Origin of the sequence: Amycolatopsis albidoflavus, from assembly GCF_039525725.1 — a bacterium.
GTDB lineage: Bacteria > Actinomycetota > Actinomycetes > Mycobacteriales > Pseudonocardiaceae > Amycolatopsis > Amycolatopsis albidoflava.
The window spans coordinates 827,436-839,711 of sequence record NZ_BAAAHV010000022.1; the positions used below are offsets into that span (position 1 = coordinate 827,436).

11 protein-coding genes are annotated in these 12,276 nt (G+C 67.8%); 4 read left to right on the top strand and 7 right to left on the bottom strand.

Annotation, left to right across the window (positions count from 1 at the left end; genetic code table 11):
• Nucleotides 1–24: 24 nt before the first annotated feature.
• Complete coding sequence (locus tag ABD156_RS36930; RefSeq protein WP_344285093.1) at nucleotides 25–2,658, top strand: LuxR C-terminal-related transcriptional regulator; 2,634 nt, start codon at nucleotides 25–27, stop codon at nucleotides 2,656–2,658.
• 529 nt (nucleotides 2,659–3,187) lie between these two features.
• On the opposite strand, the gene ABD156_RS36935 is transcribed toward ABD156_RS36930, so the two are convergent.
• Complete coding sequence (locus ABD156_RS36935) at nucleotides 3,188–4,105, bottom strand: DUF5829 family protein (protein WP_344285096.1); 918 nt, start codon at nucleotides 4,103–4,105, stop codon at nucleotides 3,188–3,190.
• 211 nt (nucleotides 4,106–4,316) lie between these two features.
• Here ABD156_RS36935 and ABD156_RS36940 point away from each other — a divergent pair, with 211 nt between their 5' ends.
• Nucleotides 4,317–5,156 carry a GH25 family lysozyme gene (locus ABD156_RS36940; protein ID WP_344285099.1) on the top strand — a complete coding sequence of 280 codons (840 nt, stop codon included), beginning with the start codon at nucleotides 4,317–4,319 and terminating at the stop codon, nucleotides 5,154–5,156.
• 44 nt (nucleotides 5,157–5,200) lie between these two features.
• On the opposite strand, the gene ABD156_RS36945 is transcribed toward ABD156_RS36940, so the two are convergent.
• Nucleotides 5,201–6,067 (bottom strand): LysR family transcriptional regulator, encoded by an 867-nt coding sequence (locus ABD156_RS36945; protein WP_344285102.1) that lies wholly within the window; start codon nucleotides 6,065–6,067, stop codon nucleotides 5,201–5,203.
• Between the two features lie 98 nt (nucleotides 6,068–6,165).
• Between ABD156_RS36945 and ABD156_RS36950 the strand changes: the two genes are divergently transcribed.
• On the top strand, nucleotides 6,166–6,525 hold the full coding sequence (locus ABD156_RS36950) for a DUF488 domain-containing protein (RefSeq protein ID WP_344285105.1): 360 nt from the start codon (nucleotides 6,166–6,168) through the stop codon (nucleotides 6,523–6,525).
• A 1-nt stretch (nucleotide 6,526) separates the two neighbouring features.
• Here the strand turns inward: ABD156_RS36950 and ABD156_RS36955 are convergent, their stop codons facing one another.
• On the bottom strand, nucleotides 6,527–6,862 hold the full coding sequence (locus ABD156_RS36955) for a winged helix-turn-helix transcriptional regulator (protein WP_344285107.1): 336 nt from the start codon (nucleotides 6,860–6,862) through the stop codon (nucleotides 6,527–6,529).
• Nucleotides 6,863–6,942: 80 nt separating this feature from the next.
• Between ABD156_RS36955 and ABD156_RS36960 the strand changes: the two genes are divergently transcribed.
• Nucleotides 6,943–7,707, top strand: coding sequence for a group II truncated hemoglobin (locus tag ABD156_RS36960; RefSeq protein WP_344285110.1), 765 nt, complete (start codon nucleotides 6,943–6,945; stop codon nucleotides 7,705–7,707).
• A gap of 7 nt (nucleotides 7,708–7,714) precedes the next feature.
• Here ABD156_RS36960 and ABD156_RS36965 read toward each other — a convergent pair whose 3' ends face one another.
• The 4 genes from ABD156_RS36965 to pstC are packed head-to-tail and all read right to left on the bottom strand — an operon-like array spanning nucleotide 7,715 to nucleotide 12,197.
• On the bottom strand, nucleotides 7,715–9,274 hold the full coding sequence (locus tag ABD156_RS36965) for a substrate-binding domain-containing protein (protein WP_344285113.1): 1,560 nt from the start codon (nucleotides 9,272–9,274) through the stop codon (nucleotides 7,715–7,717).
• A gap of 15 nt (nucleotides 9,275–9,289) precedes the next feature.
• Nucleotides 9,290–10,081 (bottom strand): phosphate ABC transporter ATP-binding protein, encoded by a 792-nt coding sequence (locus ABD156_RS36970; RefSeq protein WP_370940722.1) that lies wholly within the window; start codon nucleotides 10,079–10,081, stop codon nucleotides 9,290–9,292.
• Between the two features lie 32 nt (nucleotides 10,082–10,113).
• Entirely contained in the window at nucleotides 10,114–11,220 is a 1,107-nt protein-coding gene (gene pstA, locus ABD156_RS36975; RefSeq protein ID WP_344285115.1) for a phosphate ABC transporter permease PstA, read from the bottom strand.
• Nucleotides 11,217–12,197, bottom strand: coding sequence for a phosphate ABC transporter permease subunit PstC (pstC, locus tag ABD156_RS36980; RefSeq protein ID WP_344285118.1), 981 nt, complete (start codon nucleotides 12,195–12,197; stop codon nucleotides 11,217–11,219). The genes pstA and pstC overlap by 4 nt, the downstream gene beginning before the upstream one ends.
• Between the last annotated feature and the right edge of the window lie 79 nt (nucleotides 12,198–12,276).

The following is a 12,276-nucleotide window of genomic DNA, read 5'->3' on the forward strand; positions in this document are numbered from 1 at the left end:
GCATCCGGCGAAGCGGGGAGGACCGTGACGACAGCGGCGGAGGAACTGGCCGGCCTGCTGTCCCAGGCGGGGCGCGCGGTGCTGCTGTGCGGTCCGGCCGGATGCGGGCGCACCACGCTGGCGCGGCGGGCAGCCGATGCGTTCCCCGGGCCGGTGCTCTGGGCGACCGCGGCGGAATGGGAGAGCGGCAGCGTGTTCGCCGTGCTGCAGCAGCTGTTCCCGGACCTTCCCGCGGACGGCGGGCCGCTGCCGGTCGCGGGGCGGATCGCGGCGGAGCTGGTGCCGGGGACGCTGCTGGTGGTCGACGACGCGCAGCTGTCCGATGTGGACTCGGTGCGGACGCTGTCGTCGCTGCTGCGGCATCATCCGGCGGCGCGGGCGACGGTGTTGCTCACCGCGGCGACGGGGGATTCTCGCGCTCGTGCGGATGTTCTGGAACTGCTCGCGCGGATGTCCGGTGACGAGGTGCGCGTGCCGCCTTTGGACGCCGCTGAAGTGTCCGAAATGGCCTCGGCGCGCGGAATCGCCTTGCATCCGACGATGGCTGAGCGGTTGTGTCGGCACACGCTTGGCCGGCCACGCTATGTGGTGCAGCTGCTGACCGAGGTGCCGCGGGCTACCTGGGCTGGGTTCGATCCGAACCTGCCTGCTCCGGTCGCTGTTGCTGCTTCGGTCCGAGAGCGGGTTTCGCAGCTTTCTCCTGCGGCGGAACGGTTTGTCGCGGCAGTTGCGGTGCTCGGTGCTGGTGCGGCGGTGCGGTCGGTGGCGTCGTTGGCGGATCTTGAGGGGGATCCGCTGCCGGTGCTGGACGAGGCGTGTGCTGCGCGGCTGGTCGAGCTCGCGCCGCGTGGGCTTGCCGAGGTGTCGCCGCCGGATCCGATGGTGCGGGCGGCGGTGCTCGCCGGGCTGGGGCCGGAGCGGCGGTCGAAGCTGCAGCGGCGGGCGGCGGAATTGGTCGAGGATCCGGCGCGGAGTTTGCGGTTGCTGGTCGCGGCCAGCCCGGTGCCGGACGCGGGTGTCGCGGAGCGGCTTGATGCGCTGGCGGTCGAGCGGGCCGCGGCGGGTGCTTGGGGGACGGCTGCGGTATTGCTCAACGATGCTGGGCGGCTTACTGAGGATGCTGAGCTGCGGCAGGCTCGGATCACTCGGGCTGTCGACGCGTTGATTGGCGCTGGCGATGTGTTTCGAGCTGCTGCGCTTGCCCCAGAAGTCGAGAGTATGCGGGAGACGCCGTTGCGGGATGCGGTCCTTGGCTATCTCGCGGTGGTGCGCGGTCGGGCTGCTGAAGCTGGCGGACGGTTGAGCCGGGCTTGGGACATCGTCAATGCTTCGCGGGATCCGGAGACGGCCGCGTTGATTTGTCAGCGGTATGTGCTTGACGCGCTTTGCCGGTATTCCGCTGAGGATCTCGTGCGGTGGGCGGACCGGGCGATTGAGCTGGCTGCGCCGGAGACGCCTGCCGCGGTGGAGGCGGCGGCGATTCGGGGGCTGGGGCTCGCGGCTTCGGGGCGGGCTAAGCAGGCTCGGCGGGATTACGGGCAGTTGTCCGAGCGGATTCGGCATGGTGCGCAGGCTCAGCGGGTCGTCATGGCGCGGGGGTGGCTGAATCTGCTGACGGATCGGATCGACGATGCCCGGGTCGATTTGGAAAGTGCGGTGCCTACTAGTTATCTGGGCGGGTCGGCGCGGATTTCCTTGTGGGCGCAGGCTTGGCTGGCGCGGACGTTGTTCTTGAGCGGGGAATGGGACGACGCTCTGCGGGTGGTTCGGGAAGCGCTGGTTTTAGTTGACCGGACGGGGATTGTGGTTACCGCGCCGCTGCTGCACTGGACTTCGGCCGCGGTGCATGCGTTGCGCGGGGACCAGGGTCGGGCTGAGGAGGCGTTGCTGGCTTGTGCTGCTGGGTCGCAGGATTACGAGATCATGCGGGTTCCGGCGTTGTTGGCGCGGGCGCAGGTTGCTGAGGCGGCGGCGGATTCCGCCGGGGTGTTGCGGGCGTTGCATCCGTTGACTCGGTTGTCGTCGGCTACTTCGGTGGACGAGCCTGGGCATTGGCCTTGGCAGGATCTCTATGCCCATGCTCTTGTCCTCAGTGGACGTTCTGAGGAGGCGGATGTGTTTTTGGCTCCGCATGAGCGGGCGGCGGGGAAGAGGGAGCATGCTTCGGCTCGGGCTCGTCTTGCCGCTGCTCGGGGGCGGTTGCTGGGGGCGCGTAATGATCATGTCGGCGCAGTGGCGGCGTTTGATGCGGCGGTGGAGTTGATTGCGGGGTTGCCTCTGCGGTACGACCAGGCTCGGATCGCGTTTGCTTATGGGCAGACTTTGCGGAGGTTGGGGCGGCGGGCTCGGGCGGATACGCAGCTGGTTGCCGCGCGGGACGGGTTTGCTTCTATGGGGGCGGTGACGTATGTGGCTCGGTGTGAGCGGGAGTTGCGGGCTGGTGGGGTGCATTTGCCGCGGGGTGGGGTGGATTTGTTGACGCCGCAGGAGGAAGCGGTGGCGCGGATGGTGGCTCGGGGGCAGTCCAATCGGGAGGTTGCTGCGGAGTTGTTTTTGTCGGTTAAGACTGTGCAGTATCACTTGACTCGGATTTATGCGAAGTTGGGGATTCGGGGGAGGACTGAGTTGGCTGTGTTGCGGTCTGGGGAGGATGGGTGAGCGGCTCGTCGCCTGGCGGCGACATTGCGCCCGGTGGTTGCGTGGGGCACCCCGAAGCTTGATTGTGCTGACGGTCTGGGGGTGCTTGTCAAGGCGGGAAAGATGCCTTGACAAGCACCCCCAGACCGCAGGGACGCTTCGTATCGGGGTGCGGGGGAGGGGCTGGGTGCCTCGATAGTTGGGTGCACCGGTGCGGGTTGGGGGCTGGGTGCTTCGAACGTTGGGTGCACCGGTGCGGGTTGGGGGCTGGGTGCCTCGAGCGTTGGGTGCATCGGCTGCGGTTTGTTGGTGGGTGGGGCTGGTGCCCCAAAGTGGCGTTGGGTGCGTGGGACGCATCGAGGGCCACATCGCGGCTGCGGCAGGGCGTGCGGAAGGTCGTGAGGGGAACCCTGAGGGAATCAGAGTCCGTGAGGGTTCCCCTCACGGACGGAACTGCCGTGAAGGTGGCCCTCAGGGAGGCAGGCGGGTCGTGAAGGGCTCCTTGAGGGAATCTGATTCCCTCAAGGAGCCCTTCACGGAACGACGGGGGTCAGCCGCGGATGTTGAAGGTCCAGCGGGCGTGTGCGCCGGGGCCGACCACGAGCGTGGAGTGGCCTAGTTGCTCGACGTGCCTTGTTCCGGTGGGGCAGTTCAGGGCCAGGTCGATTTGGCGCAGGCCGACCTGGTCCGCGGGTACCGTTTCGAAGCGGATGGTGGTCATGCCGTCGGTCGCGGTCGCGCCGGTGGGCAGCTCTTGTACCGCCATTCCTCCGGCGCGCAGCAATGGCAGGGTGTTGTTGAGGTCGCGGGCCGTGATGCCGAGGCGGATGCCGGTGACGTCGCGCATTTGGTAGTTGCGGTAGTCGTCAGGCAGGTAGCGGTTGCGGCTGATGTCGCCGGGGTACTGCGCTGGGCCGGTGTTGCTGCGCGGGTCCGCGAAGTACTCCGCGCGGTATTCCATGCCCCACGCGCCGAAGGTGTCGTACTGGTCGGTGGTGAAGACTCCGTTGAACCACGGGACTGGCTTGCCGTCGCCGAAGTCTCGGGTTTGCAGGAATTCCAGCGGGTTCGTGATGCCTGCGTCGTGGAGGCGCTGGACCACTGTGGACAACTGCCCGGTGTGTTCGACCGAGACTCCCAGGCCCGCCGAACCGAGGTCGCCGTCCTTGCCGGGGACGTCGCCGACACCGAACAGTTCCAGGTAGGTTTCGCGGCCCATCAGGTAGCGGCCGGTCCATTTTTCGCCGCCCGCGCCGGTCGTGGTGCGGATCTGGAAGTTCGCGAAATCCTTGAGGTACGCCGAATGCTCGATGGCGTCGGCCGTTTCGCGGTCCAGGACGCCGTAGGAGTGGTTGACGTGCAGAAGCGGCTGTTCGGCCGCGGTCGCGGTGCCGGTGCCGGTCGCGGCCAGGGCGAGGAGTACGGCCAGGAACTGCAGGATCGTCCGGGTTCTTCGCTGTGTCGACATGGCGGAGGAGAGTAAGCCGGACGCGGCCGGTTGGTGGGGTTTTCGGCCAACTTGACCGCAACGGCCTACTGAGAATGTCTTTCTCGTTGTCCGGTCAAGTGGAAATTAGTTCACTTGGAGCAGTGACAGTGTCTCGCATTGAGTAACAGAATCAGGTCCTCGTGCCACCTGATCGGGTGGCACGTCGCGAGGGCATCCGAAAGGACCTGTCATGACCACTCACCACTGGGGACCCGCCGGGAGGGCGCGCCGCCGCCTGACCGCGGCGGTGTTCGCCGCGGCTGCCGCCCTGCTCGTGGCGACCGCGTCGAACGCCTCGGCTGCACCTGCCGCAGCCGCGAGCACTTCGACGGAGACTCCGGACAACCACCAGATGGGCGCTTCGATCCGGGCGCACGAACCGGGCGGCACGGCGGTCGCGCCGGCGTCGGTCGAGACCACTACGTCCGGCATCGACGTGAGCAGTTACCAGGGTGCGGTCGATTGGCAGTCCTATTGGAACCAGGGCAAGCGGTTCGCCTACGTCAAGGCGACCGAGGGCACGGGGTACCAGAATCCGGACTTCAGCCAGCAGTACAACGGCTCGTACAACGTCGGCATGATCCGCGGGGCATACCACTACGGGCGTCCTGATCTCTCCGGCGGCGCGGCGCAGGCGGACTACTTCGTCGCGCACGGCGGCGGCTGGTCGAAGGACGGCAAGACCCTGCCGGGCACCCTCGACATCGAATGGGGGCCCAGTTCGGCCTGCTACGGGCTGAGCCAGTCCGCGATGGTGTCGTGGATCAAGGCGTTCAGCGACGAGTACCACGCGAAGACGTCGCGCTGGCCGGTCATCTACACGGCCAACAGCTGGTGGACCCAGTGCACCGGCAACAAGGGCGACTTCAGCTCGACCAACCCGCTGTGGGTGGCGGCGTACTCGTCGTCGCCGGGCACGCTCCCTTACGCCTGGGGGTTCTACACCTTCTGGCAGTACACCTCGACGCCGCTCGACCAGGACTACTTCAGCGCCGGCCTTGACCGGCTGAAGGTGCTGGCGACCGGCTGATTCTCGTCCCGTCCGGGAGCCGCAAGCGCTCCCGGGCGGGTCGCTCAGGACCCCGCCAGCACCTCCATGACCGCGCCGACGATCCGCCGGGTCTGCGGCTGGCACGCTGCCCACGTCGTCAGCGGAACACTCGGCTCGACCAGCTCGCTCCACGCCCAGCCGGGCAGCATCCGGTTCGCACTGGGCCTGCTCAGCAGCACCGCGTCCGCCTCGACGGCTTCCGCGCAGGCCAGCGCGTTCTCGTTGAACCGCGCGAGCCGCCAGTTCGGCGACACCCCGAGTCCGTGCGCCGCCGCGCGCATCTGGTCGTGCCCGGCCGGGACCTGCGCCCGCGAGTGCGCGAGCACCCGGACGTCGTCGAGATCCCGCAACCGGCACTGCGCGCGGCCGAAAAGCGCGTGCCCGGGCCGGATCGCGACCCCGAACGGATGCTCGAACAACAACCGCCCGTGCAGGGTGGACGGCGGGTTCTGGTGGATCAGCCCGATGTCGATCCGGCCCTCGCTGAGCATCCGGAGCTGCTCGGTGCTGCTGGCGTCCAAAAACGACAGTGCCGCGTCCGGCACCTGGCGGCGGATCTCCGCCAGCGCGACGAGCACCCAGTCCTGCGGAATCCCCGGCGGCAACGCGATCTCGACCTGCTCCTTGACCGGCGCCGCGGACCGCGTGACCTCCCGGGTCGCGTCGGCGAGCCGCAGCAGCTGCCGGGCATGCTCGTGCAACGCGCGCCCGGCCACCGTCGCCTGAACGCCCGTCGGGACCCGTTCGAACAACGGCGTCCCGAGCTCGCGCTCCAGGACGCGGATCTGCCGGGTCAGCGCGGGCTGCGAGATCAGCAGCGACCCGGCCGCCCGGCTGATCGACCCCTCGGTGAAGACGGCGACGAAGTACCGCAGCTGACGCAGTTCCATACCCTGGGGTTATACCCCCTTCGTTTGCACCGCGGCGTCCACCGGCGGACGCTAGGCGGCGACGGGAGCCCCAGCCGCCGGAAGGAGCCGCTGCCCCGATGAGCAAACGCCAAGTCCAGGTTCGCCGGGTTTACGACGAGCCGGAGTCCGCCGACGGCGCGCGGGTCCTGGTCGATCGGCTGTGGCCGCGCGGGCTGAGCAAGGACCGCGCGCACCTGGACGACTGGCTCAAGCAGATCTCCCCGTCGACGGAACTGCGCAAGTGGTACGCGCACGATCCGGACCGCTACGACGAATTCGCGAAACGCTACCGCGCGGAATTGGAAGAACCGGAACGCGCGGAAGCGCTGGATCACTTGCGCGCACTGGCTAAAAAGGGCTCGCTGACGCTGCTGACCGCGACCAAACGCAGTGACATCAGCGAAGCGGCAGTGCTGGCGGACCTGCTCAGCTCCTAGTTCAGGAACTGCCGACGGGGATGCCGTTGCGCTCGGCGTACCGGCTGCCCCATTCGTACAACGCGGTCAGCGCCGGGCGCAGTTCGTCGCCTGCCGGGGTGAGCCGGTACTCGACTGTCGGCACCCGGCCGGCCACCTCGGTCCGGTCCACCAGCCCGGCCGCGACCAGCTCGCGCAGCTGCGCGGTCAGGACCTTCTCGGTGATCGACGGGATGGCCCGGCGCAGCTGGCCGTACCGGTGCGGGCCTTCCTTGAGCCGCGCCAGGATCACCGGCTTCCACTTCCCGCCCATGACGTCGACAGCCAGTTCGACCGCACACGAGTAGCGCGCTTTCATCCCTCCATCATCGCCTGCCGCGGGTACGCACCGGCAAGTGCGTACTAGGCGACCGGCCCGGCGCGTGCTTGGCTGGCCCGGTGATCATCGAGTACATCCGGTACCGCATTCCGGACGGCGGGCGCGCGGAGTTCGAAGCCGCCTACCGGCGCGCGGCCAAGTCGCTCGCCGCCGCGGAACAGTGTCACGAATACGAACTGACGCACGCCGTCGACGAGCCGGGCAGTTACGTCCTACGCATCGTCTGGACTTCGTCCGACGCGCACCTCCAGGGTTTCCGGGGCGGGCCGCATTTCGCCGCGTTCTTCGCCGAGATCCGGCCGTATGTCGAGAACATCGAGGAGATGCGGCATTACGAACGCACCGAGGTGGCCGGTCCGGGCGGCGCGGTGCCGACGCTTTACGAATGGGCGGGCGGAGCGGCCGCGCTGGCCAAGCTGACCGAGGCGTTCTACGCGAAGGTGCCCGAGGACGACCTGCTCGCCGAGGTGTTCGCCGGGATGAGCCCGGAGCACCCCGCGCACGTGGCGGTTTGGCTCGGCGAGGTGTTCGGCGGCCCGGCCACGTACACCGCTCACCACGGCGGGCACGAACACATGATCTCGAGGCATTCCGGCCGGGCGATCACCGAACCGCAGCGGCGCCGGTGGGTTTCGCTGCTGCTGGCCACCGCGGACGAGGTCGGGCTGCCTGCTGACCCGGAGTTCCGCGCGGCGCTCGCGGGGTACTTGGAATGGGGCAGCAGGCTCGCGGTGGTGTTTTCCGCGCCGGACGCCGGGCCTGCGGGTGCCCAGCCGGTGCCCCGCTGGGGCTGGGGCTCGGCTCCTCCGTGGACCGGAAGCTGACTCCGCGCTAGCTCGTCCGCCGCAAGCGTCGAATGATTCCGCGCACCACTAACGGCACACAAATCGCGGCGAACAACACCAGCGCCGCCCATGCTCCGAATCCGCCGAATCCGCCGCCTTGATAAGCGGCGGGCTCGGCATTGCGCCAATCCTTCGATCCGCCATTGGCCTCCGAAGCATCCGGCCCGGAAGCCGAGGACGCCCCCGGCCCAGCCGAGGCCTGGGCGCTGGCCGACGACTTCGGTCCATCCTTCGCCGCGGCCTTCGGTCCGCCGCCATTACCCCCGTGTGTCAACGCGTCCACGCCGCCCATTCCGACAAAGGGGTCCTGCGGCGCGGTGGCCCCCGCGCCAAGTCCTCCGTGGAATGTCGGGTTGGCACAATTGTCCGCATTGAGCTGCTTGGGCGGACGTCCGGTGAGCCGGGCGTTGGCGTTCATCATTTCCTGCGACAGGTTGGGCGGCAGCGGTGAATACCCGATCCGCGCCATGTTGATCTGTCCGTCGCAGGCGACATGCTCGATAAAGGCGGTCATCGTGTCCGCCTTGGCCCCGTCCGGATATCCGCCCTTGCAGGTATCTCGCCCTGATCCGCACGGCGTCATCAGATACGAGTAGGCCGAAATGGGATAGGTGGACGGATCCGGATTGGCGTAGACGCCGGACAGTTCTTGGCTGAGGTCTGGCCGCAGGTTGGCCTTGGTCAACGCTGCCGCGATATTGGCCGCGTACGGCAGCGTGTACTTCCCGGCTTGATTCTCCACCCAGGCGGTCGGCGCGTTGTACTTCTTGGCGTAACCGAATTCGTCGTAGCCGATGGAAAACGGGACGCTGCCGTTGGCCAGGGTTTGGGCGATCTGGTCGGAGTCGGCGAAGAGCCGGTAGAAGTCGGCGTCCGGCCCCCGGGTCGGCAGCTGGATCGGCCGCACCCCGGACGGCAGCGGCCCGATCCCCTTGTCGACATTGCGGGAGACGAAATCCCCATACGGCCCGGGCGCGACGTGCGCCACGAAGTCGTAGAACAGTGCCGTCGTACCGGACTGCCCGCTGCGGCCGACCAGCGTGATCGGCTGATCCGGCAGGGCAAACCCGCCGTTGGTGGCGCTGATCGCCGGGTCGCTCCAGCGAGTGATCTGCCGGGCGAAGATCCGTGCCACCACATCCCGGGTCAGATGCAGGCTGTCGACGCGGCGGCCACCGGCATCGGTGACGTTGTACATCACCGCGACCGCACCGGCGACGTCCGGAACATACTGGTATCCGCGCTGTTTCGCCGTGGCCCCGCCACCCCCGGCCGCCTCCAGGGAGCTGACCTCCGCCTCTGTGCCAGCGAAATCGACAGTGTGGTCGCCGTATTGATTAACCCCGGCCGGAGAGCCGAGCGCGCTGTAATTGACCGGAATACCGCGTGAATTAGCGCCGTTCTGCCAGTCGCTCATCGCGAGCCCGACGTACGTGGATCCGGATCCGTTGACCTGGCTGAACGCCTCCGCCGCCGGAGCGAGCAAAACCTGACCGGCCAGCAATGCCCCCGCGCACCCCAGCCCGGCCCACCTCGTGCGATGCATCACAAACTCCCCAGTTCAGCCGAAACGGCCGTGGACATAGTCGTGCGTACGGCTGTCTTCCGGACTCTCGAAAATCTGCTCAGTGGACCCGTGCTCGACCACCCGCCCGGGCTCGTTCTCCCCGGCGAGAAAGAACGCACAATGATGCGAAACCCGTTGCGCCTGCTGCATATTGTGCGTCACGATCACGACGGTGACCTCGTCGGAGATCTCCACGATCGTCTGCTCGATCCGGCGCGTCGAAGTCGGGTCCAGCGCTGAGCAGGGCTCGTCCATCAGCAGCACATTCGGCTGGACCGCGAGCGATCGCGCGATGCACAGCCGCTGCTGCTGCCCGCCGGAGAGCGCGCCGCCGGGGGAGTTCAGCCGGTCGCGGACCTCGCGCCACAGCCCGGCCCGCTCGAGGCTCTGCTCGACCAGCCCGTCCTTGTCCGCGCATTTGACGCCGGCGAGCTTGAGCCCGGCGAGCACGTTGTCCCGAATGGACATCGCCGGGAACGGGTTGGGTTTCTGGAACACCATGCCGATCCGCAGCCGGGCGTGCTGCGCGCGGGTGCCCTCGGCGTAGATGTCGTCGCCGTCCAGCAGGACTTCCCCAGCCAGGCTCGCGGTGCCGACGAGTTCGTGCATCCGGTTGAGAATGCGCAGGAACGTCGATTTCCCGCAGCCGGACGGGCCGATCAGCGCGGTCACCTCGTTGGCGGGCATCGCGAGAGTGACGTCTTCCAGCACGAGCCGGTCGCCGAACCAGGCGTGCACGCCGCGCGCCTCCAGCGTCGCCGCACCCGGCGGCGGTCCGCCCAGCACCCGGACGGGTTCGCGGACTTCGAGGGTTTCGGTCACCGGGCACTCCTGGGTTTCGTGCGGCGGGCCGACCAGCGTTTGCGGCCGATCAGCCGGGTCAGGGCGAACAGCGCGAAGATCAGCAGGATCAGCACCAGCGCGCCGATGTACCCGCGTTCCTGCGCCGAGGCGAGCGGTTCTTTGATGTAGCGGTAAACGAAGCGGGGCAAGCTTTCCTGCGGGTCGCTGAACGGATTGAAATTCATCGAAAGCGTGCCGAAAGACGTGAACAGCAATGGTGCGGTTTCGCCGACCACTCGCGCGATGCCGAGAATGATCGCGGTGCTCACACCGGTGCGCGCGGTCGGCAGCACCACCGACCAGACCGTCCGCGCGCGGCTCGCGCCGAGGGCGAGCGACGCCTCGCGCAGACCGTCCGGCACCAGGCGAAGCACGACGTCGACAGTGCGAGTGACAGTCGGCAGCATGATCATTGTCAGCGCGAGTGTCGCCATGAACCCGGAGAAGCCGAGCTGCGCGGGCGGCAGGATCAGCGCCGCGTACACGAAAAGACCGGCGACCACGGACGGCAAACCGCTCATAGCGTCCACGAAAATCCGCACCGGGCGGCGGAAACGGGACCTGGTTTCGTTGAGGAACACCGCTGTGAGCACGCCGAGCGGAACGACGAACACGAGCGCGAGCGCCGTTTGTTCGAGGGTGCCGACGATCGCGTGCAGACCACCGGTCGCCGTCGCCGGATCGGTCGGCGCGACGGCGGACATATCGTGCCCGAAGAACGCCAGCCGGAGGCTCGGCACGCCCTTGAGGACGATGTAGCTGAGCAGGAACAGCAACGGGATCAGCAGGCCGACCGCGCCGCTCACCACGACCGCGGACACCAGCTTGTCAATCGCCGCGAGCCGCCCGAGCCGATCGCGGGTGACGAGATACAGCATCCCCAGATACAGCAGATACGCCACGACCAGGTCGGCGAGCCAGCCCGGCGACACCAGCAGCTGGTGCATCACAAACCAAGTCAGCAATGTCGCCGACGCTGCGCAGCCGAGCGCCACGAGCCGGTCCTGCGGCGTCGTCGCGGACGTTTTCCGGCGAACCGGGACCGGACGCACTTGTTCGGGCCGGATATCGGTGGCGGTCACGCGTCGACCCCCGCTCCGGAACGGCTTCGGGAAATGATCACCGACGCGGTGAAGTTCGTCGCCAGGGTAAAGGCGAACAACACCAGCCCGGCCGCCATCAACCCGCTCAACGCAGGTCCGGATTGTCCCGCGTTATTAGCGATGAAGCCCGAAATGGTCGCACCGCCGAACTCGAGCAGATGCGTCGTCAATTCCGGAACCTGAGGCAGCAGAAGGGAAACCGCGATCGTCTCGCCGAGCGCACGGCCGAGCCCGAGCATCGAGCCGCCGACGATCCCGCCGCGGCCGAACGGCAGCACAACCGTGCGCACCATGCCCCAGCGAGTGCTGCCCAGAGCGAGCGCCGCTTCCTTTTCCCCGGGCGGAGTCTGGGTGAAAACCTCGCGGATGACCGACGTCGTGATCGGAATGACCATCAGCGAAACCACGAGCCCCGCGACGAACATCGAATTGAACAGCACCGCGCCCGGTTTCGTCTCGAACAGCGGGAACCAGCCGAGATTGTCGGTCATCCATTGCGACAATGGAGTGATGTACGGACGCAGGAAGCTGAATCCCCAGAGGCCGTAGAGCAAACTGGGAATCGCGGCGAGGAGATCGACCAGCCCGGTGAGGAACCCGCGCATTCGCGGAGTGGCGTAATCGCTGATGAACAGCGCGGCCAGCACCGAAAACGGCACCGCGACGGCGACCGCGATGAGCGCGACCACCACGGTGCCGTACAGCAGTCCGAGAACGCCGAAATGCCCGGAAGCCGGGTCGAACTGGATCGTGGTGAAGAAGCCGAAACCGCTGGCCTCGAACATGGGCGCGGACCGGTAGACGAGGAAGAACCCGATCACGATCAAGAGCGCGAGCACCGAAAGCCCGGCCCCGCTCGTGACGCGGCGGAAGAGCCGATCGGCCCGCGAAGGCAGATCGGCGAGGACGAGACGCTCCGGCGGCGCGGGGCCGGACGAGGAGGACGAGACGGTCACGGCAGCGAGTATTACGAGCCGGAAGCGGAGAAAGTTGGCTGGACAGCGAAGGCCCGACGGCGCGTACGTGAACCGGTGC

Bases quoted from the DNA above. Each gene is read 5' to 3' on its own strand.
- ABD156_RS36935 (WP_344285096.1), bottom strand. From the start codon at position 4,105: ATGTCGACACAGCGAAGAACCCGGACGATCCTGCAGTTCCTGGCCGTA.
- ABD156_RS36940 (WP_344285099.1), top strand. From the start codon at position 4,317: ATGACCACTCACCACTGGGGACCCGCCGGGAGGGCGCGCCGCCGCCTG.
- ABD156_RS36945 (WP_344285102.1), bottom strand. From the start codon at position 6,067: ATGGAACTGCGTCAGCTGCGGTACTTCGTCGCCGTCTTCACCGAGGGG.
- ABD156_RS36950 (WP_344285105.1), top strand. From the start codon at position 6,166: ATGAGCAAACGCCAAGTCCAGGTTCGCCGGGTTTACGACGAGCCGGAG.
- ABD156_RS36955 (WP_344285107.1), bottom strand. From the start codon at position 6,862: ATGAAAGCGCGCTACTCGTGTGCGGTCGAACTGGCTGTCGACGTCATG.
- ABD156_RS36965 (WP_344285113.1), bottom strand. From the start codon at position 9,274: ATGCATCGCACGAGGTGGGCCGGGCTGGGGTGCGCGGGGGCATTGCTG.